The sequence below is a fragment of the Catenulispora subtropica genome (assembly GCF_039531675.1).
In the GTDB taxonomy this organism is placed as follows: domain Bacteria; phylum Actinomycetota; class Actinomycetes; order Streptomycetales; family Catenulisporaceae; genus Catenulispora; species Catenulispora subtropica.
Window position 1 is genome coordinate 65,461 of record NZ_BAAAQM010000023.1, and the last position, 20,775, is coordinate 86,235.

General features: G+C 72.2%; 16 protein-coding genes. 10 read left to right on the plus strand and 6 right to left on the minus strand.

Features of this window, described 5'->3' with window-relative positions; all coding sequences use genetic code 11:
- Positions 1 to 145 precede the first annotated feature (145 nt).
- Positions 146 to 3,784: a chromosome segregation protein SMC gene (gene smc, locus ABD466_RS20815; RefSeq protein ID WP_344658779.1), complete on the plus strand. Its 3,639-nt coding sequence runs from the start codon at positions 146 to 148 to the stop codon at positions 3,782 to 3,784.
- Positions 3,785 to 3,801: 17 nt separating this feature from the next.
- Complete coding sequence (locus ABD466_RS20820; protein ID WP_344658780.1) at positions 3,802 to 4,368, plus strand: GNAT family N-acetyltransferase; 567 nt, start codon at positions 3,802 to 3,804, stop codon at positions 4,366 to 4,368.
- 6 nt (positions 4,369 to 4,374) lie between these two features.
- Here ABD466_RS20820 and ABD466_RS20825 read toward each other — a convergent pair whose 3' ends face one another.
- Complete coding sequence (locus ABD466_RS20825) at positions 4,375 to 4,782, minus strand: OsmC family protein (protein ID WP_344658781.1); 408 nt, start codon at positions 4,780 to 4,782, stop codon at positions 4,375 to 4,377.
- Positions 4,783 to 4,871: 89 nt separating this feature from the next.
- On the opposite strand from ABD466_RS20825, the gene ABD466_RS20830 reads away from it, so the two are divergent.
- Both ABD466_RS20830 and ABD466_RS20835 read left to right on the plus strand, forming a co-directional pair.
- Entirely contained in the window at positions 4,872 to 5,240 is a 369-nt protein-coding gene (locus ABD466_RS20830; RefSeq protein ID WP_344658782.1) for a hypothetical protein, read from the plus strand.
- A gap of 5 nt (positions 5,241 to 5,245) precedes the next feature.
- Positions 5,246 to 6,184 carry a WXG100 family type VII secretion target gene (locus tag ABD466_RS20835; protein ID WP_344658840.1) on the plus strand — a complete coding sequence of 313 codons (939 nt, stop codon included), beginning with the start codon at positions 5,246 to 5,248 and terminating at the stop codon, positions 6,182 to 6,184.
- Between the two features lies 1 nt (position 6,185).
- Here ABD466_RS20835 and ABD466_RS20840 read toward each other — a convergent pair whose 3' ends face one another.
- A complete protein-coding gene (locus tag ABD466_RS20840) occupies positions 6,186 to 6,884 on the minus strand; it encodes a L,D-transpeptidase (RefSeq protein ID WP_344658783.1) in 699 nt (232 codons plus the stop codon).
- Entirely contained in the window at positions 6,877 to 7,389 is a 513-nt protein-coding gene (locus tag ABD466_RS20845; protein WP_344658784.1) for a SigE family RNA polymerase sigma factor, read from the minus strand. The genes ABD466_RS20840 and ABD466_RS20845 overlap by 8 nt, the downstream gene beginning before the upstream one ends.
- Before the next feature lie 157 nt (positions 7,390 to 7,546).
- Here ABD466_RS20845 and ftsY point away from each other — a divergent pair, with 157 nt between their 5' ends.
- Positions 7,547 to 8,755, plus strand: coding sequence for a signal recognition particle-docking protein FtsY (ftsY, locus tag ABD466_RS20850; RefSeq protein WP_344658785.1), 1,209 nt, complete (start codon positions 7,547 to 7,549; stop codon positions 8,753 to 8,755).
- A gap of 31 nt (positions 8,756 to 8,786) precedes the next feature.
- Here ftsY and ABD466_RS20855 read toward each other — a convergent pair whose 3' ends face one another.
- Entirely contained in the window at positions 8,787 to 9,284 is a 498-nt protein-coding gene (locus ABD466_RS20855) for a hypothetical protein (protein ID WP_344658786.1), read from the minus strand.
- A 226-nt stretch (positions 9,285 to 9,510) separates the two neighbouring features.
- On the opposite strand from ABD466_RS20855, the gene ABD466_RS20860 reads away from it, so the two are divergent.
- The 4 genes from ABD466_RS20860 to ABD466_RS20875 all read left to right on the plus strand — a co-directional run bounded on the left by ABD466_RS20860 (position 9,511) and on the right by ABD466_RS20875 (position 15,654).
- Entirely contained in the window at positions 9,511 to 10,923 is a 1,413-nt protein-coding gene (locus ABD466_RS20860) for an NsdA family TPR-like regulatory protein (RefSeq protein WP_344658787.1), read from the plus strand.
- A gap of 251 nt (positions 10,924 to 11,174) precedes the next feature.
- Complete coding sequence (locus ABD466_RS20865; RefSeq protein ID WP_344658788.1) at positions 11,175 to 12,638, plus strand: ammonium transporter; 1,464 nt, start codon at positions 11,175 to 11,177, stop codon at positions 12,636 to 12,638.
- A complete protein-coding gene (locus ABD466_RS20870) occupies positions 12,635 to 12,973 on the plus strand; it encodes a P-II family nitrogen regulator (protein WP_344658789.1) in 339 nt (112 codons plus the stop codon). Before ABD466_RS20865 ends, ABD466_RS20870 begins: the two co-directional genes overlap by 4 nt.
- Positions 12,973 to 15,654, plus strand: coding sequence for an ACT domain-containing protein (locus ABD466_RS20875; protein WP_344658790.1), 2,682 nt, complete (start codon positions 12,973 to 12,975; stop codon positions 15,652 to 15,654). Before ABD466_RS20870 ends, ABD466_RS20875 begins: the two co-directional genes overlap by 1 nt.
- Positions 15,655 to 15,687: 33 nt before the next feature.
- Here the strand turns inward: ABD466_RS20875 and pcrA are convergent, their stop codons facing one another.
- Positions 15,688 to 18,153: a DNA helicase PcrA gene (pcrA, locus tag ABD466_RS20880; protein ID WP_344658791.1), complete on the minus strand. Its 2,466-nt coding sequence runs from the start codon at positions 18,151 to 18,153 to the stop codon at positions 15,688 to 15,690.
- A gap of 188 nt (positions 18,154 to 18,341) precedes the next feature.
- Here pcrA and ABD466_RS20885 point away from each other — a divergent pair, with 188 nt between their 5' ends.
- On the plus strand, positions 18,342 to 19,061 hold the full coding sequence (locus tag ABD466_RS20885; protein ID WP_344658792.1) for a PIG-L deacetylase family protein: 720 nt from the start codon (positions 18,342 to 18,344) through the stop codon (positions 19,059 to 19,061).
- Between the two features lie 80 nt (positions 19,062 to 19,141).
- On the opposite strand, the gene ABD466_RS20890 is transcribed toward ABD466_RS20885, so the two are convergent.
- The gene (locus ABD466_RS20890; protein WP_344658793.1) at positions 19,142 to 20,617 is read right to left on the minus strand and encodes a M23 family metallopeptidase; all 1,476 of its coding nucleotides are present in this window, start codon (positions 20,615 to 20,617) and stop codon (positions 19,142 to 19,144) included.
- Positions 20,618 to 20,775 lie beyond the last annotated feature (158 nt).

Sequence of the window (20,775 nt, forward strand, 5' to 3'; positions counted from 1 at the left end):
TGGAGCGACCTCCGGCGTCCCTTGTCCTGGAAGCGGTACAGTCCTGCTGAGTTCGCCTCCCGTGTGAACAGGGCGAAGTGTCAGCCACCGCCACCGGAAACCAGGCCGCGCGTCGGCCGCGCGCAGCAGGAGAGTGTCGCCGCACGTGTACCTGAAGACCCTGACCCTGCGCGGCTTCAAGTCCTTCGCCTCGGCCACCACTCTGCGGCTGGAGCCGGGCATCACCTGCGTGGTCGGTCCCAACGGCTCCGGCAAGTCCAACGTCGTGGACGCCCTGGCCTGGGTGATGGGCGAACAGGGGGCCAAGTCCCTGCGCGGCGGCAAGATGGAGGACGTCATCTTCGCCGGCACCACCGGCCGCGCGCCGCTGGGCCGGGCCGAGGTGGCGCTGACCATCGACAACTCCGACGGCGCTCTGCCGATCGACTACTCCGAGGTCACGATCTCGCGGATCATGTTCCGCAACGGCGGCTCGGAGTACGCCATCAACGGCGACCCCTGCCGCCTGCTCGACATCCAGGAGCTGCTCTCCGACTCCGGCATCGGCCGTGAGATGCACGTCATCCTGGGCCAGGGCCGGCTGGACGCGGTGCTGCAGGCCGGGCCCGAGGACCGGCGCTCGTTCATCGAGGAGGCGGCCGGCGTCCTGAAGCACCGCAAGCGCAAGGAGAAGGCGCTGCGGAAGCTGGACGCGATGCAGGCCAACCTGACCCGGCTCACCGACCTCACCGGCGAACTGCGCCGCCAGCTCAAGCCGCTGGGCCGGCAGGCCGAGGTGGCCCGGCGCGCCGTGGCGATCCAGGCCGACCTGCGCGACGCCCGGCTGCGGCTGCTCGCCGACGATCTGCTGACCATGCGCCGGGCCTTCGAGCAGGAGGCGGCCGACGAGGAGCAGATGAAGGTCCGGCGCAAGCAGCTGGAGCGCGAGTACGCCGAGGCCCAGGCCCAGGAGGCCGAGCTGGAGCAGCGCGGTGCCGCGCTGGTGCCGCACCTGGCCGAGACTCAGGAGACGTGGTACCGGCTCAGCTCCCTGAAGGAGCGCTACCGCGGGTCGGCGCAGCTGGCCGCCGAGCGGGTCCGCAACGCCTCGCGGACCCAGCCGGAGGAGCGCCGCGGGCGCGACCCGGAGGAGATGCACGCCGAGGCGGAGCGGATCCGCGAGGAGGAGGCCGACCTCGCCGAGGAGATCGCCGAGGCGCAGGAGACGCTGGCCGGCGCGGTCATGCAGCGCACCGACGCCGAGGCCGCGCTGCAGCAGGAGGAGCGGCGGCTGGCCGCGTCCGTGCGGGCCGCCGCCGACCAGCGGGAGAGCCTGGCCAAACTGGACGGCCGGGTCGGCGCCATGCGCAGCAAGACGGCCGCCGCCGACGCCGAGATCGGGCGCCTGGGCGCCGCCGCCGAGGAGGCTCGGGGCCGGGCCGCGGCCGTGCAGCGCGAGTACGAGCAGCTCAAGTCCGAGGTCGAGGGCCTGGACGCGGACGGCGGCGGGCTCGACGACGAGGTCGAGCAGGCCTCGCAGGCGCTGTCGGAGGCCGAGGAGAAGCTGACCGAGCTGCGGGCGGCCGAGCGGGAGGCGCAGAAGGAGCACGCCGGCTTCGCCGCCCGGAAGGAAGCCCTCGAACTCGGGCTGAACCGCAAGGACGGGGCCGGCGCGCTGCTGGCCGCCACCGACCGGCTGTCCGGTCTGCTGGGCAGCGTCGCGGCGATACTGACCGTGGAGTCCGGCGCCGAGGCCGCCGTGGCCGCCGCGCTGGGCACCGCCGCCGACGCGGTCGCGGTGACCAGCGTCGACAGCGCCGTGAACGCCATCCGGCTGCTGAAGTCCGAGGACGCGGGTCAGGCCACGGTGATCGTGGGCGGCAACGTCTCCTACGAGGAGGACGGCGACTGGCCGGAACTGCCCGGCGACGCCCGCTACGTCATCGACCTGATCCAGGTCCAGGAGGAGCTGCGCCCGGCGTTCACGCGCCTGCTGAACCGGATGGCGGTCGTGGAGGACCTCTCGGAGGCCGCCGAGCTGATCGGCCGGGTCCCGGGCGTCCGGGCCGTGACCCGGGACGGCGACCTGCTGGGCCGCGACTCCGCCCGCGGCGGCTCCTCCTCGGCGCCGACGCTGCTGGAGGTCCAGGCCGCGGTCGACGAGGCCGCCGAGAAGCTCTACGAGGCCGGGGCGCGCGCCGAGCGGTTGCGCACCGAGCTGGAGTTCGCCACCGCCGAACGGCAGGCCGCCAAGGCCCGGGTGGACACGCTGATGGCGCAGCGCCGCGAGGCCGACAGCCAGAAGGCCGGCGTCGCCCAGCAGCTGGGCCGCCTCGGCGGCCAGGCCCGTGCGGCGCTCGGCGAGGTCGAGCGGCTGGTCGGGGCGATCGAGAAGGCCGAGGAGGCCCGCGAGCGCGATCTGGCGCAGCTGGAGGAGCTCGAAGGCCAGCTGCTGGAGGCGCAGGAGACCGCGGCCGCCGCCGCGGAACTCGGCGACGCGCTGTCGACCGAGCGGCGTGACACCTTCGCGGCGGAGGCCACCGCGGCCCGCACCGCCGAGATGGAGGCCCGGCTCGCGGTGCGCACCGCCGAGGAGCGCGCGCGGGCCCTGGCCGGCCGCGCCGACCAGCTGGACCGTGCCGCCCAGCAGGAGCGCGAGGCCCGCGAGCGGGCCATAGAGCGGGCCGAGCGCCTGGCCGAGGAGGCCGAGGTGGCGCGGGCCGTGGCCCACGGCTTCGAGCAGGTCGTCCGGCACCTGGAGCAGTCGCTGGCACTGGCCCAGCGGCAGCGCGAGACCGCGGAGCAGGCCCGGGTCGAGCACGACGCCGCCGTCCAGGTGGTGCGGGTCCGGGTGCGCGAGCTGGCCGGGGCGCTGGAGAAGCTCACCGACTCGGTGCACCGCGACGAGGTGCAGCGCGCCGAGCGCCGGATGCGGATCGAGCAGATGGAGGAGAAGGCGCTGGCCGAGCACGGCGTCGAGGCCGAGCTGCTGATCGCCGAGTACGGTCCCGAGGTGCCGATCCCGCCGACCGTCGAGGGCGACATCCCGGTGCCGTATGACCGCTCCGAGCAGGAACGCCGCCTGAAGAAGGCGGAGAAGGACTACGCCGCCCTGGGCAAGGTCAACCCGCTGGCGCTGGAGGAGTTCGCGGCGCTGGAGGAGCGCCACCAGTTCCTGTCCGAGCAGCTGGAGGACCTGAAGAAGACCCGCAAGGACCTGCTGGACATCGTCAAGGAGGTCGACGACCGGGTGGAGCAGGTCTTCACCGAGGCGTTCGCCGACGTGGCGCGCGAGTTCGAGGGCGTGTTCTCCCGGCTGTTCCCCGGCGGCGACGGCCGGCTCATCCTCACCGACCCCTCGGACATGCTGACCACCGGCATCGAGGTCGAGGCGCGCCCGCCGGGCAAGAAGGTGAAGCGGCTGTCGCTGCTCTCCGGCGGCGAGCGGTCGCTGACCGCGGTGGCCTTCCTGGTGTCGATCTTCAAGGCCCGGCCCTCGCCGTTCTACATCATGGACGAGGTCGAGGCGGCGCTGGACGACACCAACCTGGGCCGGCTGATCAACATCATGGAGGAGCTGCGGGCCTCCTCGCAGCTGATCGTCATCACCCACCAGAAGCGCACCATGGAGGTCGCCGACGCGCTGTACGGCGTCACCATGCGCGGGGACGGGGTCACCACGGTCATCAGCCAGAAGCTGCGGAACAAGGAGACCGGGGCGATGGGGGACGCGCCGAAGGACCCCGCGCCGAAGGTCCCCGCGCAGCAGGGAGCCGGGAACGCCGTGGAGAACGAGACCGTCTGAGCTCTACGCTGCTGGGCGTGACTACCGAGGGTATACATCTCACCGATGACATCGTCCTGCGGCCCACGGTGCCCGCGGACGCCGCGGCCGTGGCCCGGGCTTACGACCGCAACCGGGCGCACCTCGGGCCGTGGGAGCCGATCCGGCCGGACGACTTCTACACCGAGGCGGGGCAGCTCTCCCGGCTGACGCAGCTCGACGAGCAGCGTCGCGCCGGCCACATCGAGCGCTGGGTCTTCGACCGGGGCGACGGCGAGGTGTACGGCAACATCACCCTGTCGAACATCGAGCTCGGCATCTTCCTGAACGCGCGCATGGGGTACTGGGTCGACGCGGCGCTGAACGGCCGCGGTCTGGCCACCGCGGCCGTGTCGGCGGTCTGCGACCACGCGCACCGGCGCTGGAACCTCCACCGCATCGAGGCCGGCACCAACGTGGAGAACTTCGCCTCCCAGCGGGTGCTGGCCAAGTGCGGCTTCGAGGAGATCGGGCTGTCCCGCGCGCACCTGTTCATCAACGGCAAGTGGTCGGACAGCAAGCAGTTCCACCGGATTCTGCACACCGACCCGGTGCCGACGGCCTGATCCGCGTCAGGACGCGTCGTCGAGCACGAGGTCGACCGGTGTGCCCTCGCGCAGCGAGCGGCTGACGGTGCAGTGCCGTTCCTCGACGCGCTCGGCGACGTCCCGGAACACCTTCTCGGCGTCGGCGTCCCCGGCGGGTGGTTCCGCGCTGTAGCGGAGGGTCACCGGACCGAGCTTGTTGCGCTCGATCTTCTCCGAAGTCGCCGACGCCACCAGGGTGGTCATCCGGTGCCCGCGCTGCGCGGTGAGCGGCTCGGTGGTGACGATGTTGCATCCGGCCACGGCGACCAGCAGCAGCTCCACCGGCGAGAAGTGCGGTCCGGTGCCGTCCCCGCTGAGCTCGATGACCGCCCCGCGTTCGTTGGTCGCGATGTACCGGCCGTCTTCGGTCCGCTCGACCTTGATCTCATACATGGGAACCAGTGTTCGTGGGGTGTGATCCCCACCGCAACTCGGAGTAGGCTCCGCCCCGGACTGGCTGATGGGAGGGACAGGACGGCGTGATGAGCGGCGGCGATGCGGCGACAGAGATGTTCGTGGCGGCGCTCCGGACGGCGCGGGCGGCCCTGTGCGAGGTGCCCGGCAAACTGGAGGGTGCGCGGGTCCACGACGACGCGTTCGGCAAGCTGTTCGAGGCCACCGAGGTGCGCGACGCGTACCACAACCGGCTCCCGGAGACCGAGAAGGACATCACCGAGGCCTGCGAGGTCATCGACCACTTCGTCCACGGTCTGGCGGGCGGCCACGCGATCGACGCCCGGGCCGGGGCCGGCGGCGCTTCGGCCGGCCCGGACGCCCCGGTGACGTGGACCGCGGACACCTTCCCGTGGTGCCGTGTGCTCCCGGAACAGGGCGGGAGCGTGGAGCCGTGAAGGTCATGCTGCTCACCGGGCTCGGATTCAGCGTCCTGATCTTCGCCATCTGGGGCTTCGGCGTCCTGGTGATCCGCAACCAGCGCCGCAAGCTGCAGGCGGCGCCGTCCGAGCAGCTCACGGCGGACATCGCGCAGACCGCCGTCGAGGTCCACAGCATCGAGGAGTTCATCGCCCGGGCGAACGCCCTGCCGGAGGGCCGCGAACCTCAGCCGCGACCGGAACACGTCCAGGACCGCGACCAGGGCTCGCTGGAGCACCTCGCCGAGCACCACTTCCCGCACATCGACATCCCGCACCCGCACATCCACATCGTGGGGATCACGGGTCTGGAGAAGCGCCTGCTGGCCTGGGTCTCGCACCACACCGGCCTGCCCAGCCCCTTCGAGGCCCTGGACAAGCTGACGGGCGACCCGGACGAGCTCACCCGGGCCGCCCGGGCCTGGGACGCGGCGCACGACCACGTCCAGGCCACCATCGGCGACCTCTGCCGGGGTGCCGCCCGGCTGCACGGCGAGTGGGACGGCGCGACGGCCGAGCGGTTCTACCCGCTCCTGGCCGACTTCCTCACCGAGCTCGACACCCTGGCGGCCAACCTCGCCATGACCGCCGAGACCCTGCGCGGCCTGCAGGCCGAGGCGGCGCTCGCCGAGGGCACCATCGCCGGCCTGGTCAACCTCCTGATCGGCTCCTTCGGCGGCTTCCTGGTCGAGGAGGTGCTGTCGGTCGGCACGATGACCCCGGCGGTGGCGGCCCAGGCCCAGGTCGAGCTCACCTGGGTGCTGAAGCAGATCGCGATGGCCGCCGGCCGGCTTCAGGGGATCTACGCGAACACGAAGCACGTGCTGGACAGCGTGACCGGCTTCAAGGGGCTGGCGCACATGCGGGACTGCTTCCAGGTCGACGTGGTGCACCGGATCGAGAAACTGGTGGACTCGGAGTAGATCACCGGATCGTGATCCCGTCGCCGGTTTCGAGCTGGTCGTAGAGCCATTCGGCGTCCGCGGTGCTCATGCCGACGTCACCGTGGGTTCCGTTGATCTGCCCGAACTTGCTGGAGTTCCAGGGCATCGCGTACACCTGCGGGCCGCCTCCGTCGAGCTGGAGGACCCAGTCGATCGCGATGCTGTAGGAGTCGCCTCCCTGGGGCATCGTCGTGCTCAGCGTCATGTGCTGCTGCTTGGAGGCGACGGTGAAGGTGCCGACGCGGGTCGGATGCGTCGCGGTCCCTCCGGTCACGGGGATGGTCTTCAGAACCTTCTGGTCCTTGCCGTAGACCGTCATCGTGTCCTTCTTCAGGTCGACCACGACGGTCGAGATCCCCGCCTTCGTGGGCGGTGCTCCCACCGCGGTGTGCGAGGGGGGACCCGAGGGCGCTGTCGGTGCCGGGGCCGTCGGCGTCACGGTCGATCCGGGACCCACCGGGCCCGCGTGCCCGCCGCTGTCCGGTCGGAACGCCACCAGGCTTCCGACCCCGATCACCGCGACCGCGGCCCCGGTCGCCGTCATCGCCACCATCCGCCGCCGGTGGGCGGCCCGGATCTGTTCGCCGCGGGACCGCACCAGGGATGGGGACCGGACCGCTGCCGCGTCCTCCAGGCTTCCGCCCAGCTGGGCCAGGCGCTCGTCGAGGGTGTCATGCATAGCTGTGGTTCCCCTTCACGTCCTCGTCCGCCGGCTCCCCGAGCACCTGTGCCAATGCCGCACGCCCTCGAGACAGGCGTGCCTTCACTGTCCCGACCGGCGACCCGACCTCGGCCGCGACCTGCTCCACGGTCAGTCCCGCCAGGTGGAACAACACGATCGCCCGCCGCTGCGCCTCCGGGATCTGGCGCAGCGCGGCGACCAGCGCCACCGAGTCCGGGCTCATGTCCGGCACGTCCGCCGGCGGGCCGTGTCTCCGATGGGCCACCGTGCGCCGCATGGCGGACCGCCACGACGACACCTTGATCCGGTAGGCCACCACGCGCACCCAGCCGACGGGATCGTCCATCCGCGACACCGAGTCCCAGCGCTGCCAGGCCCGTGCGTACGCCTCCTGGACCGCGTCGTCGGCCTCGCCCGCGTCCCCTAACAGGGCGACCAGCTGTGCCGTCACCTTCCGGACCGATCCCAGGTAGAACTCGTCGAAGTCCTGCTCCCGTGACACCCGTGTCCAACTCCTCCCCGCGCTCCGCGCTGACACCCCACCAAACGCCGCCGCCCGGGGCGCGGTTGCACGCCCGCCGCGATCTGTTCGTCCCGCGTCCGGCCCGCCGCCGATCACGAGCGTAGATCACCTATGCCGACATGCGAGGATGTCTGCCATGGAGTTCCTCGTCATCGGCATCATCATCGCGGCCATAGCCCTCGTCGGCGCGGCCGCCCTGCTCTACCGTGCCCGAGGTCGCCGCCGCCCGGTGGAGCAGCCGCCGCGGACGCCGGTCGCCCCGTCGAAGGCGCAGGAATCGCCCTCCGGGACCGGCGGCACCGCCACGGCCGAGCGCGCGCCGCCGGCCGCCGAGCCGGTGAGCGTCCCCACCGCCGCCCCCGCCCCGACCGGGACCGAGCCCCTGCTCGCCGAGGTCGAGGTGCCGGAGCCCACCGCCGGGCGGCTGGTCCGCCTGCGCTCGCGGCTCTCCCGTTCGCAGAACGCCCTCGGGCAGGGCCTGCTCATGCTGCTCTCGCGGGACAAGCTCGACGAGGCGACGTGGGAGGAGATCGAGGACACCCTGATCGCCGCCGACCTCGGCGTCGGTCCGGCCGGGGAACTGGTCGAGAAGCTGCGGACCCGGACCCGGGTGCAGGGCACCCGGACCGTCGACGAGGCGCGGGCGCTGCTGCGCGAGGAGCTGGTCGCGCTCATCGACCCGTCGCTGGACCGCACGCTGAAGGTCGAGAAGCACGCGGCCGCCGACGGGCGGCCGGCGCGGCCCGCGGTGGCGATGGTGGTCGGCGTCAACGGCACCGGCAAGACCACGACCACCGGCAAGCTGGCGCGCGTGCTGATCGCCGACGGCTACACCGTGGTGCTCGGCGCCGCAGACACCTTCCGCGCCGCGGCCGCCGACCAGCTCCAGACCTGGGGCGCACGGGTCGGCGCCTACACCGTGCGCGGCGCCGAGGGCGCGGACCCGGCCTCGGTGGCCTTCGAGGCGGTCAAGGAGGGCCACGCGATGGGCGTGGACACCGTGCTCATCGACACCGCCGGCCGGCTGCACACCAAGACCGGCCTGATGGACGAGCTCGGCAAGGTCAAGCGGGTCGCCGAGAAGCAGGGCACGGTCGACGAGGTGCTGCTGGTGCTGGACGCCACCACCGGGCAGAACGGCCTGGTGCAGGCGCGGGTGTTCGCCGAGGTCGTGAACATCACCGGCATCGTGCTGACCAAGCTGGACGGCACCGCCAAGGGCGGCATCGTGGTCGCGGTGCAGCAGGAGCTCGGCGTCCCGGTGAAGCTGGTGGGCCTGGGCGAGGGGCCGGACGACCTGGCCCCGTTCGACCCCGAGGCGTTCGTCGACGCGCTGCTTCAGTAGCGCCCGGAGGCGTGGACGGGCCGGGAGCCCGTCAGGAGGTCCCCAGGGGCGGCCGGGAAACCGGCCGCCCTTCGTGTGCGGTCCGCCGGCACGCGTAGGCCAGCGCGCCGAGCAGCAGCCGCGCCGGCGGCAGCGTGAGGGGCCGCTCGGTCTCCGGCGGCCGTACCCAGCGCGGGCTCCCGGCCGGGGGCAGCGGCGTCTCGGACGCCAGCACCATCCCGATCGTCCGGATGTCGGTGTCCGTGGGCTCCCAGCCCAGCTCCTTCAGGTCGGCCAGGAACGACGCCGTCGTCCCGGCCTCCACGAAGAACCGCAGCCGCCCCCCGCCGGGCTCGTGCTCGTGCCCCGGTCCGGCCGGAAGCACGGCCAGCACCGGCCCCAGCGGCGTGCCCAGCCGCTCCAGCTGGAGCAGCACCCGGTGCCCGGCGGCGGCCGGGACGTCCAGCACGTCATAGGCCGCGGGCAGCCGGAGGACGGCCGGCGCGGGCCGGGTGTGGGTGCGGCGGGTGCCCCCCAGGCGAACTCGCATGCTTCCTCCAACGGCGGCGGACGCCTCGGGGTCACGCTGCCCGCCCGGGATGGTCGTTAGACCTGTGATGTCCGACATTTTGGGGACCGACAAGGTGGCGAACTCTGGCGAATCCCGGTGTTCGAGGACGTTCGGCTGCGGGCATCGTCGCCGGGCGGTTACGTTCAGCGACACAGGGTTTCGCATTCCGGCCGGACCGGCGTGAATCTCCAGGGGGCAACAAAGGATGACCGGCAAGCCGCCCAACGAACTCCTCAATTCTTGGTTCCAGCGTTCCGGGTGGTCGAAGGGGGAATTGGCGAGACTGGTCAACAAACGCGCGCGCCAGCTGGGCGCCGCGCACGTGTCCACCGACACCTCGCGGGTGCGCCGCTGGCTCGACGGCGAACACCCCCGCGACCCGGCGCCGCGGATCCTGGTCGAGCTGTTCTCCGAGCGCTTCGGCACCGTCATCACGCACGCCGAGCTGGGCCTGCGCGAGCCCGCGGCGCCGCCCGCCACCTCGGGGGTGGACCTGCCGTGGGCCGGCCGCCGCTCGATCGAGCTGCTCGGCGACTTCGCCCGCAGCGACCTCATGCTCAACCGCCGCGGCTTCCTGGGCACCTCGCTCTCGCTGTCCGCCGGGCCCTCGCTGATCGAGCCGATGAAGCGCTGGCTCAGCCCGGTGCCGGAGCAGCACCCGGCCAACGGCCGCACCCCGGGCCGGATCACCGCCGAGGAGATGGACCTGCTGGAGCAGACCACGCGGCTGTTCCGGAGCTGGGACGCCCAGTGCGGCGGCGGTCTGCGGCGGATGGCGGTGGTCGGCCAGCTCCACGAGGTGACGGAGCTGTTACGCGACAGCTACCCGCAAGCCCTGGCCGAGCGCTTGTTCCGGACCGCGTCGGAACTGGCGCTTCTTGCTGGATGGATGGCTTACGACGTCGGCATGCAGCCCTCGGCGCAGCGCTACTTCGTGCTGGCGCTGCACGCCGCCCGGGAGGCCGGCGACACCCCGCTGGGCGCGCACGTGCTGGCCACCATGGCCCGCCAGATGATCCACATCAACCGCGCCCAGGACGCGCTGGAACTGGTGCACCTGGCGCAGTACGGCAGCCACGGCACCACCACGCCGCGGGTGCAGTCGATGCTGGCGGCGCTGGAGGCCCGGGCCTACGCCAACCTCGGCGACGCCGACAACTGCCGCCGCGCGGTGGCCGCCGCCGAGGACCTGTTCCCCGGCGACGACAAGGGCGACGGCACCGATCCGGACTGGGCCGCGTTCTTCACCGAGGCGGAGCTGAACGGCGAGAACGGCCATTCCTTCCGGGACCTGGCCTACCGCTACCCGCAGCTCACCGAGCAGGCCGCCAAGAGCATCGACCGGGCCGTGGACCTGTTCTCCACCGACGAGAACCACCTGCGCAGCCGGGCGCTGAACGTGGTGGGCATGGCCACGGTGCGGCTGCAGCAGCGCGAGCCGGAGGCCGCGGTGGCCTACGTGCACGCCGGCGTGGAGCTCGTGCGGCGGCTGCGCTCCAAGCGGGTCGAGGACCGGCTCCGGACCACCGTCGGCAACCTGTACGCGCGCTACCCGGACATCCGCTCGGTCCGGGAGGCGCACGACCGGGCCGGAGCGGTGCTGCCCGCGGCGGCGTGATCCGGGACACGGGTCCGGACGGATGACCGCGCGCATGACCCCGGGCGGGGCGGGGCATGCGGCCGCACATGACCCAGGGCGTTGACACGTGTCCGTTTTGTAACCGACGTTCTCACTTGTCGGAACAAGTTCATCCGGACGTAACACAGCGCGCCCATCTGTCACCACGGCGAAACACTCGGCGGCGGCGCCCGAAACGGCGCGCCGCCAGGCTCCTCCCCATCGTCCGCAAATTCAGGTGAGGAGAAGCGATGCCATCCGCGTTCAGCAGTGGTGACACCGCTTGGGTGCTCGCGAGCTCGGCGCTCGTGTTGCTCATGACACCCGGGCTGGCGTTCTTCTACGGCGGCATGGTCCGCGCGAAGAGCGTCCTGAACATGCTCATGATGAACTTCATCGCCATCGCCGTGGTGACCATCCTGTGGGTGCTCTACGGCTGGTCGGTGTCGTTCGGCAACGTCGGTTCGGGGGACGGTACGGGGAACAGGTGGTGGGGCGGCCTGAGCCAGTGGGCGCTGCACGACATCAACATGGGCTTCGGCGGCCCGGACAGCCCGCACACCGGCGGCACGCTGTTCGGCGCCACCACGGTCCCGATCATCGCGGTCGTGTGCTTCCAGCTGATGTTCGCGATCATCACCCCGGCGCTGATCTCGGGGGCCATCGCGGACCGCACCAAGTTCGTCGGGTGGACGGTCTACGTGGGCGCCTGGGTCACGCTGGTCTACTTCCCGGTCGCGCACTGGGTCTTCTCGCCCAACGGCTTCATCAACCACACCCTGCACGTGATGGACTTCGCCGGCGGTACCGCGGTGCACATCAACGCCGGCGCCGCGGGCCTGGCCATGGCCCTGGTGCTGGGCAAGCGCGTCGGCTTCGGGCGCGACCCGATGCGGCCGCACAACGTGCCGTTCGTGATGCTCGGCGTCGGCCTGCTGTGGTTCGGCTGGTTCGGCTTCAACGCCGGCTCGGCGCTCGGGGCCAACGGCATCGCGTCGATGGTGTTCGTCAACACCCAGATCGCCACCTGCACCGCGATGGTCGGCTGGCTGGCCGCGGAGAAGATCCAGCACGGCACCTTCACCTCGCTGGGCGCCGCCTCCGGCGCCGTCGCCGGTCTGGTCGCGATCACCCCGGCCTGTGCCTCGGTCTCGCCGCTGGGCGCCATATTCGTCGGCCTGATCCCCGGCTTCGTCTGCTGCTACGCGGTCAACATGAAGCACAAGTTCGGGTACGACGACTCGCTCGACGTGGTCGGCGTGCACCTGGTCGGCGGCGTCCTGGGCACCGTGCTGATCGGCTTCTTCGCCACCAAGGAGATGGTCTCCGGGGTCTACACCAACGGCGCCAAGGCCGGACTCTTCTACGGCGGCGGGGCGAGCCAGCTCGTGGCGCAGATCGAGGGCGCCGGCATCGTGCTCGCCTACTCGTTCGTGATCTCCTACGGTCTGGGCTGGATCCTGAACAAGACGATCGGCCTGCGGGTCAGCGCCGACGCCGAGGTCGAGGGCATCGACAGCGCCGAGCACTCCGAGACCGCCTACGACTGGGGCCGGCTGGGCGCGTCGCTGCGCGGGGCGCTGGCCGGGCCCGGGACCGGCGCGGCCGGCGCCGGGGCCGGGACCGGCGGGGTGCCTGCCACGATGGCGGCCAAGGCCGTCGCGGCCGAGAAGGAGACCTCCGACAAGGACGCGCAGGAAGGGATAAACGCATGAAGCTGATCACCGCGATCATCAAGCCGTTCAAGCTGGAGGAGGTCAAGGTCGCGCTGCAGGGCTTCGGGGTCCACGGCATCACCGTCTCGGAGGCCAGCGGCTACGGCCGGCAGCGCGGTCACACCGAGGTCTACCGCGGCGCCGAGTACACCGTCGACCTGGTGCCGAAGCTGCGGGTGGAGGTGCTGTGCGAGGACGACGACGTCGAGGATCTGGTGGACGTCGTGGTCAAGGCGGCGGTGACCGGCAAGATCGGCGACGGCAAGGTGTGGGTGACCCCCGTGGACGACGTGGTGCGGGTGCGCACCGGTGAGCACGGAGGCTCAGCGCTCTAGTGGGAGCCCGCCGTGAGGGGAAGGAGGGCCGGCCCGGTCCGGAGACGGAGATCGGGCCGGCCTTCCGGCGTGCGCGCTCGGACGCCGCGGACGCGTTCCTGGCGTCGCTGCTGCCCCCCGGCATCCCGGGGATCGCGCTGGCCGCGGTCGGCGGCTACGGCCGGCAGGAGCTGTCCCCGGGCTCGGACCTGGACGTGGTGCTGCTGCACGACGCCGCGCTGGGCCCGGCGGAGGTCGCCGCGATCGCGGAGAAGATCTGGTACCCGGTCTGGGACTCCGGCATGAAGCTGGACCACTCGGTGCGCACCGTCGACGAGGCGCGCGAGCTGGCGTCGACCGACCTCGCGGTGGCCGCCGGCCTGCTGGACGCACGCCTGGTGGCCGGAGACGCCCGGCTGGTCGAGGAGATCCGCGCGGCGGTGTTCGCGGACTGGCGGCGCGAGCCGGCGCGCCGGCTCGGGGATCTGCGGGCGGAGTACGCGGCGCGGCTCGAGCGGCACGGGGAGTTGGCGTACCGGCTGGAGGGCGACCTCAAGGAGGCGCGCGGCGGCCTGCGGGACTCCACGATGCTGCGGTTCATCTCGGCGTCGTGGCTCGTGGACGTGCCGCACGGCGCCCCGGAGCGGGCCCGCGAGTTCCTGCTGGACGTGCGCGACGCGCTGCACGGGGTCTCGGGGCGGGCGCTCGACCGGCTGCTGCTGCAGGAACAGGACGCGGTGGCGGCGGCGCTGCGCGCGGCCGGGGTGCTGGGCGATGCGCGGCCGGGGGAAGCGGCCTATCAGGGCAGCACCCTGAGGGGAGTGCCGGACACGGCCGCTCACAGCGGGGTTGCCGCGGGCTTCGAGGCGGGCCCCGGGGAACGGGGCGCCGGTGACGGTGACGGTGGCGGTGGCGGCACCGGTGACGGTGGCGGTGGCGGCACCGGTGACGGTGACGGTGGCGGCGCAGGTGACGGTGACGGTGGCGGCGCAGGTGGCGGTGGCGGGACGGGGCCCGGCTCTGGAGCGGCCGCCGTGCCCCCAGCGGCCGCCGCGCCCGCCAGGACCCCCGAGCCCGTGACCGCCGCCGAGGTGGCCGAGGCCGCCGAGCGCGCCGTCGTCGCCGGCGCCGAACTCTACGTCAGCGACGCCGACCTGCTCCTGCGCCGCGTCGCAGAGGCCGCCGCGACCATCGCCTACGCCGCCGAGGCCGCGTGGCGCCAGGTGGACGCGGCGCTCGTGGCCCGCACCCCGGCCCGGCGCCCGGTGCGGCGCCCGCTCGCCGACGGCGTCGTCGAACAGGACGGCGAGGTCTACCTGGCCCGCGCCGCCGCGCCCTCCCGCGATCCCGTGCTGGTGCTGCGGGCCGCCGCCGCCACGGCCGACTCGGGGCTCTCGTTCGCCCCGAACACGCTGCGCCGCCTGGCCGAGGAGTCGGCGCCGATGCCCCGGCCCTGGCCGCGCGCCGCCCGCGAGGCGTTCGCGGCCCTGCTGGGCACCGGTCCCGGCCTGATCCCGGTGTGGGAGGCCCTGGACCGCTCCGGGAGCCTGCACCAGCTGCTCCCCGAGTGGCGGCGGATCAGGTCCCTGCCGCAGCGCAACAGCCTGCACATCCACACCGTGGACCGGCACTCGCTGGAGACCGTCGCCGCGGCCGCCGGGCTCGCCCGGCGCGTGGACCGTCCGGACCTGCTGCTGGTCGCCGCGCTGCTGCACGACATCGGCAAGGGCCGGCGCGGCGACCACTCGGTGCTCGGCGCCGAGCTGACCTCGGAGCTGGCGCCGGCACTGGGCTTCGGGTCCCACGACACCCGCGTCCTGACCGGCCTGGTCCGCCACCACCTGCTGCTGCCCGACCTCGCCACCCGGCGCGACCCCGACGACCCCGCGACCCTCGCCCGGCTGCTGGAGGCGCTCGCCGAGCTGCCGTGCCCGCGGATGGAGGCGCTGCGCCTGCTGCGCGCGCTGGCCGAGGCCGACAGCAAGGCGACCGGCCCGGCGGCCTGGAACCCGTGGCGGGCGGGCCTGTACCAGGACCTCGCGGTCCGCGCCGAGGCCGCGCTGCTGGGCTTCGACCCGCCGGCCGCCGAGCCCTCGGACCCGGCCCGGTCGGCGGAGCTGGCGGCGCGCTGCCGGACCGATCCGGACGGGCTGGTCGTCGAGCTCGAAGACAGCCAGACGATCTCGGTCGCGACCCCCGACCGCATCGGCCTGCTGGCCGCGGTGGCCGGGGTCCTGGCCCTGCGCCGGCTGACCATCCGCGCGGCCACCACGGAGACCGTCGACGGCATCGCGATCCAGCGCTGGCTGGTGACCGTGGACTGGAGCGCGGCCCTGGAGAACCGGCTGCGGGACGATCTGCGCGCGGCGCTGAACGGCACGCTGGACGTCGCCGGGCGCCTGGCCGCCCGCGAGGCCGGCGAACGCCGCGGCACCCGCCTGGTGGCCCCGCCGCGGGTGGCGGTGCTCCCGCGTGCCTCCGCGTCCGCGACGGTCCTGGAGGTCCGCGCGCACGACGCCCCGGGCCTGCTGTACCGTGCCGCCTCGACCCTGTCGGCCACCGGCGTCTCGGTCCGCTCGGCTCGCATCTCCACCCTCGGCGCCGAGGCCGTCGACGTGTTCTACGTCGTCGACGCGGCGGGCGACCCCCTGTCCGAAGCCGAGGCGGAGCGGGTCGCGGCGGCGGTGACCGAGGTGCTGTGAGACGGCCGGCGCGGATCGACGGAGCGGGGCGTCCTACAGCTTCTGCACCGGCGCCATCGTCAGCAGCAGCGTCCGCACACCCGACGAGCCGAAGTCGATCGTCGCCTCGTCCCGTTCGCGCCCGCTGACCGCGACGACCGTGCCCATGCCGAAGGAGTCGTGGATGACGCGGTCGCCGGGGTCGAGGGAGATGATCTTCACCGGGCCCTTGCGCTGCTGGAAGGAGCGGGAGGTGCCGCGGCGGTCGCCGAAGGGGGAGCGTTCCGCCGACTTCGGCTCGGCCGCGGTGCGCTCCCACTCGATGAGGGTCTCGGGGATCTCGCCGAGGAACTTCGACGGCGGGTTGTACTGGGGGGCGCCCCAGGCCGAGCGGTAGACCGAGCGGGAGACGTAGAGGCGTTCACGGGCGCGGGTGATGCCCACGTAGGCCAGGCGGCGCTCCTCCTCCATCTCCTTCTTGTCGCCCATGGAGCGCATGTGCGGGAAGACGCCGTCCTCCATGCCGGTGAGGAAGACCACCGGGAACTCCAGGCCCTTGGCGCTGTGCAGGGTCATCAGGGTGACCATGCCCTCGTGGTCCTCGCCGTCGGGGATCTGGTCGGAGTCGGCGACCAGGGCCACGCGCTCGAGGAACTCGGGCAGGCGGCCCTCCGGCTGGGACTGCTCGAACTCGAGCGCCACGGCCAGGAGCTCGCGGAGGTTCTCGATGCGGGTCTCGTCCTGGGGGTCGTCGGAGTCCTGGAGCTCCTGGAGGAGGCCCGTGCGTTCGAGTATCGCCTCGAGGACGTGCGCGGGGCCGTACTCGGCGGCCATCTCGCGGAGCTCGTCCATCATCTGCGTGAAGCCCTGGACGGCCTTGGCGGAGCGGGTGGCCAGACCCGGGGCCTCGTCGGCGCGGCGGAGGGCTTCGCCGAAGGTGAGGCGGTCACGGGTGGCGAGCTTGTCGATGGCCTCCTCGGCCTTCTCGCCGATGCCGCGCTTGGGCGTGTTGAGGATGCGGCGGACGCTGACCACGTCGTCCTCATTGGCCAGGGCGCGCAGGTAGGCGAGGGCGTCGCGGACTTCCTTGCGCTCGTAGAAGCGGACGCCGCCGACGACACGGTAGGGCAGGCCCACGCGGACGAAGACTTCTTCGAAGACCCGGGACTGTGCGTTGGTGCGGTAGAAGACCGCCATCCCGCCGTAGGTCGTCTCCTTGGCGTCGGAGAGACGGTCGATCTCCTCGGCGACGTACTGGGCCTCGGAGTGTTCGTCGTCGGCGACGTAGCCGGTGATGAGCTTGCCCTCGCCGGAGTCCGTCCACAGGTTCTTCGCGCGGCGGCCCTTGTTGTTCTCGATGACGGCGTTGGCGGCGCTGAGGATGGTCTGGGTGGAGCGGTAGTTCTGCTCCAGCTTGATGACCTTGGCGTCCGGGTAGTCGCGCTCGAACTCGATGATGTTGCGGATGGTGGCGCCGCGGAAGGCGTAGATGCTTTGGTCGGCGTCGCCGACGACGCAGAGCTCGGCCGGCGGCAGGTCCTCGGTGTTCAGGCCCGGGCGGACCAGGTCGCCGTCGACGGTGCGCTTCTCGTGCTGGCCCACCAGCTCCTTCACGAGCTGGTACTGGGCGGTGTTGGTGTCCTGGTACTCGTCGACCAGGATGTGCCGGAAGCGGCGGCGGTAGTGCTCGGCGACCATCGGGAAGGCCTGGAGCAGGTGGACCGTGGTCATGATGATGTCGTCGAAGTCCAGCGCCTTGGCCGCGGTCAGGCGGTCCGAGTAGAGCCGGTAGACCTGGGCCAGCATGCGCTCGGCCTCGGTGTCGGCGCGGCTGGAGAACGTGTCGTGGTCGACCAGCTCGTTCTTCAGCTTGGAGATCTGGCCCAGCAGCGAGCGCGGCGTGTGCTTCTTGGGGTCGATCTCCAGGTCGCGCAACACCATCGTCATCAGGCGCTGGGAGTCGGCGGTGTCGTAGATCGAGAAGTTGCTCGGCAGGCCGGCGGTCTTGGCCTGGGCGCGCAGGATCCGGACGCAGGCCGAGTGGAACGTCGAGACCCACATCAGGCGGGCGCGCGGGCCGACCAGTTCCTCGACGCGGTGGCGCATCTCGGCGGCGGCCTTGTTGGTGAACGTGATGGCCAGGATCGAGCCCGGGTGCGCGTGGCGCTCACCCACGAGATAGGCGATGCGGTGGGCCAGGACGCGGGTCTTCCCGGAGCCGGCGCCGGCGATGATCAGCAGCGGGCCGCCGGCGTGCAGCACCGCGTCGCGCTGCGGGCCGTTGAGGCCGTCCAGGAGCGCGCGGGCGCTCGCCGACTCCTCCGGGGGGATCCAGGCGTCCTCCGGCTCGTCCCAGCCCTCCCAGCCCGCGCGCTCGGCGTCGTCCTCGTCCAGCCAGGCCGGGGGTTCCGGCAGCGCGCGGTCGGAGTGGCGCTCCTCACCGGCACCGCGCTGCTCCCTGATCTCGTCGAGGAGGGGGAACAGCGGGAGGGCACCTGGGGCGAAGAGGGAAGAACTCACACCAGGATTTTCGCAGACGCCACCGACAACGCGGGCACGGTCGGGCGGATGGGCCGCTCACCGGGCGGAACGTCGGGCGCGACACCGGCCGGACTCGTCACGGAACACGCGGCGGGACGGCAGTGTTGCGCTGGAAAGGGCACTCGAGGGCGAGTGCGCCGTCGGACCTCGACCCCAGGAGCCGCTCTATGCCCGACGAACGCGAGATCAGGCGTGTCCTGGTCGTCACCGCCCATCCCGACGACGTCGACTTCGGGGCCGCGGGCACCGTGGCGACCTGGACCGACGCCGGGATCGAGGTCACCTATGCCATCGTGACCAGCGGCGAGGCCGGGGAGGCGTTCCCGGACACCCCGCGCTCGGAGGTCGCCGCGCTGCGCGAGGCGGAGCAGCTCGCGGCCGCCAAGTGCGTGGGGGTCACGGACGTGCGCTTCCTGCACTGGCCGGACGGGCGGCTGACGCCCTCGCTGGAGCTGCGCCGCGCCATCTCCCGGGTGATCCGCCAGGTGCGGCCGGACCGGATCCTGATCCCGTCGGCGGAACTGGACCTGGAGCGCATCTACGCCTCGCACCCCGACCACCGCGCCGTCGGCGAAGCGGCCATCGCGGCGGTGTACCCGGACGCCCGCAACCCCTGGGCCCACACCGACCTGCTGGAGGACGAGGGCCTGGAGCCGTGGGCGGTGCCCGACACGTGGGTGATGGCGTCGAAGAACGCCACCCACGCGGTCGACATCACCGACACTTTCGAGCGCAAGGTCGCGGCGCTGCAGGCGCACGCCTCCCAGACCGGCGGGAACGAGGGCATGGAGGACATGCTGCGGAGCTGGGGCACCAGCGTGGCGCAGAAGCTGGGCCTCGGCGAGGACCGGATCGCGGAGGCGTTCCAGGTGGTCGACACTCGCTGATCGCCTTCATCGGCCTCTGACGCGAACAAGCCGGCTCCGGTCCCTGAGGACCGGAGCCGGCTTGTCGCGAGCACATCTTCCTAGGTGAGCAGGCCGTGGCTCCGCAAGAACGGCACCGGGTTCACCGCCGTGGTGGCTCCCGGCACACCGTTCATCGGGTCCGGCGTGCCCGGCGGGTGGTACTCGAAGTGCAGGTGCGGCCCGGTCGAGTTCCCGGTGTCACCCGACAACGCGATGATCTGTCCGGCCGCGACCTTGCCGCTCCGTACCTTCATCACGCTCAGGTGGCAGTACCAGGTCTCCGAACCGTCCGGGTGCTGTACGACGATCCGGTACCCGAAAGCTCCGGCCCACCCGGCCTCTATCACCGTGCCGTCGGTGACCGAGACGACCTTCGTCCCCTCCGGCACCGCGAAGTCCTGCCCGGTGTGCAGGCTCGCCCACCGTGCTCCGGCGTCACCGAAGCCCGCGGTCAGTATGTAGTCCTGCACCGGGAGGAAGTACTTCGGCGCCATCTCGGCCAGGCGCTGCTTCTCCAGCGCCTGCTGCTGCGCCAGCTCGCTGCGCTGCTCCGACCGCGTCGCCCGGTCGGCCAGGTTCGCCGAGGCGGCGCGCATCTGCAGCAGGTTCTGCTCCAGGGCGTTCGTCGTCGGCGTGGCCGGCGCCGCGTCGGCGGCGGTCTCCGTGTGCCCCGAGGGAAGCCGCAGGCCGCCGACCGCTGCGACGGCCACCGCTGCGACACCCACGACCGCGGCCGGCGTGGAGGTGATCGCGTGCAGTGTGCGTCGACCGGAAAGCGGGACGCGAGCGGGCTTGCTCCCGCTCCCGAACGGACGGCCCGAGGATCCCGACCGGCCGGTCGCCTCGGTGGCGGCTGATCCGGACCCGCCGGATCCGGAACCGCCGGATCCGGACCCCGACCGGCTCCGGGAGCGCATCGGGGTGTCCTCGGGCTCGTCTTCGCCGAGGTCGTCGCCGTATCCGCCGTAGCCGTCGCGGTAGTTGCCCTCGACGTCGACCTCGTCGTCGTAACCGGCGTACTCGTACTCGAGGTAGTCGCCCTCGCCGTACCCCTCGCCGTCATACGCGTCGTAGGCGCCTTCCCCGTCGGGAAGGAGATCGTACGAAGCCTCCGTTGAACCCGGCGCTTCGAAAACAGCCTCGAACTCACCCGTGTCGAACTCAGGGTGATGGAAGTTGTACTCATCGTATTGCGGCTGGGCTTGAGGCTGCTCGTAGTAAGGCTGTTCGTACTGCGGCTGTGCATAGAACGCCTGCGGCTGAGGCTGCGGCTGCTCGTAATGCACCTGGGCCGCGCTCTGCTGTTGCATCGCATACGCGGCATAGACGGACTCGTAATAGCTCTGGTCCATCATCGGCTGCTGCTGCTGAACAGGCTCACTGTAGGCAGGCTGCTCGTAGAACCCGCCCTGGTGCGGCACCTGCGGCACCTGCGGAGTTTGCGGCACCTGTGCCTGGTACACGCCAGACCACTCGTTCACCGCCTGGTACCCGTCGGAGGAGCCGTAAAGGCTGTCCTCCGCCCCGGGCGCCATGGCCGCCTCCCAGGCACTATCCCATTGAGAGGAACCATGTCTTCCCATGCGGCCTATACCTCCTGGGAACGTGGGACAGCTGGGACTCAAAGCAGCAAACCGCGTGGGGGACAACGCCGTTACCGAGTCGCGACTTTAGCGCCTTCAGCCATGGACGG

Excerpts from the sequence above, each read along its gene's own strand:
- ABD466_RS20825 (WP_344658781.1), bottom strand. The coding sequence starts at position 4,782 with ATGTATGAGATCAAGGTCGAGCGGACCGAAGACGGCCGGTACATCGCG.
- ABD466_RS20830 (WP_344658782.1), top strand. The coding sequence starts at position 4,872 with ATGAGCGGCGGCGATGCGGCGACAGAGATGTTCGTGGCGGCGCTCCGG.
- ABD466_RS20835 (WP_344658840.1), top strand. The coding sequence starts at position 5,246 with ATGCTGCTCACCGGGCTCGGATTCAGCGTCCTGATCTTCGCCATCTGG.
- ABD466_RS20840 (WP_344658783.1), bottom strand. The coding sequence starts at position 6,884 with ATGCATGACACCCTCGACGAGCGCCTGGCCCAGCTGGGCGGAAGCCTG.
- ftsY (WP_344658785.1), top strand. The coding sequence starts at position 7,547 with ATGGAGTTCCTCGTCATCGGCATCATCATCGCGGCCATAGCCCTCGTC.
- ABD466_RS20855 (WP_344658786.1), bottom strand. The coding sequence starts at position 9,284 with ATGCGAGTTCGCCTGGGGGGCACCCGCCGCACCCACACCCGGCCCGCG.
- ABD466_RS20860 (WP_344658787.1), top strand. The coding sequence starts at position 9,511 with ATGACCGGCAAGCCGCCCAACGAACTCCTCAATTCTTGGTTCCAGCGT.
- ABD466_RS20865 (WP_344658788.1), top strand. The coding sequence starts at position 11,175 with ATGCCATCCGCGTTCAGCAGTGGTGACACCGCTTGGGTGCTCGCGAGC.
- ABD466_RS20870 (WP_344658789.1), top strand. The coding sequence starts at position 12,635 with ATGAAGCTGATCACCGCGATCATCAAGCCGTTCAAGCTGGAGGAGGTC.
- ABD466_RS20885 (WP_344658792.1), top strand. The coding sequence starts at position 18,342 with ATGCCCGACGAACGCGAGATCAGGCGTGTCCTGGTCGTCACCGCCCAT.
- ABD466_RS20890 (WP_344658793.1), bottom strand. The coding sequence starts at position 20,617 with ATGGCGCCCGGGGCGGAGGACAGCCTTTACGGCTCCTCCGACGGGTAC.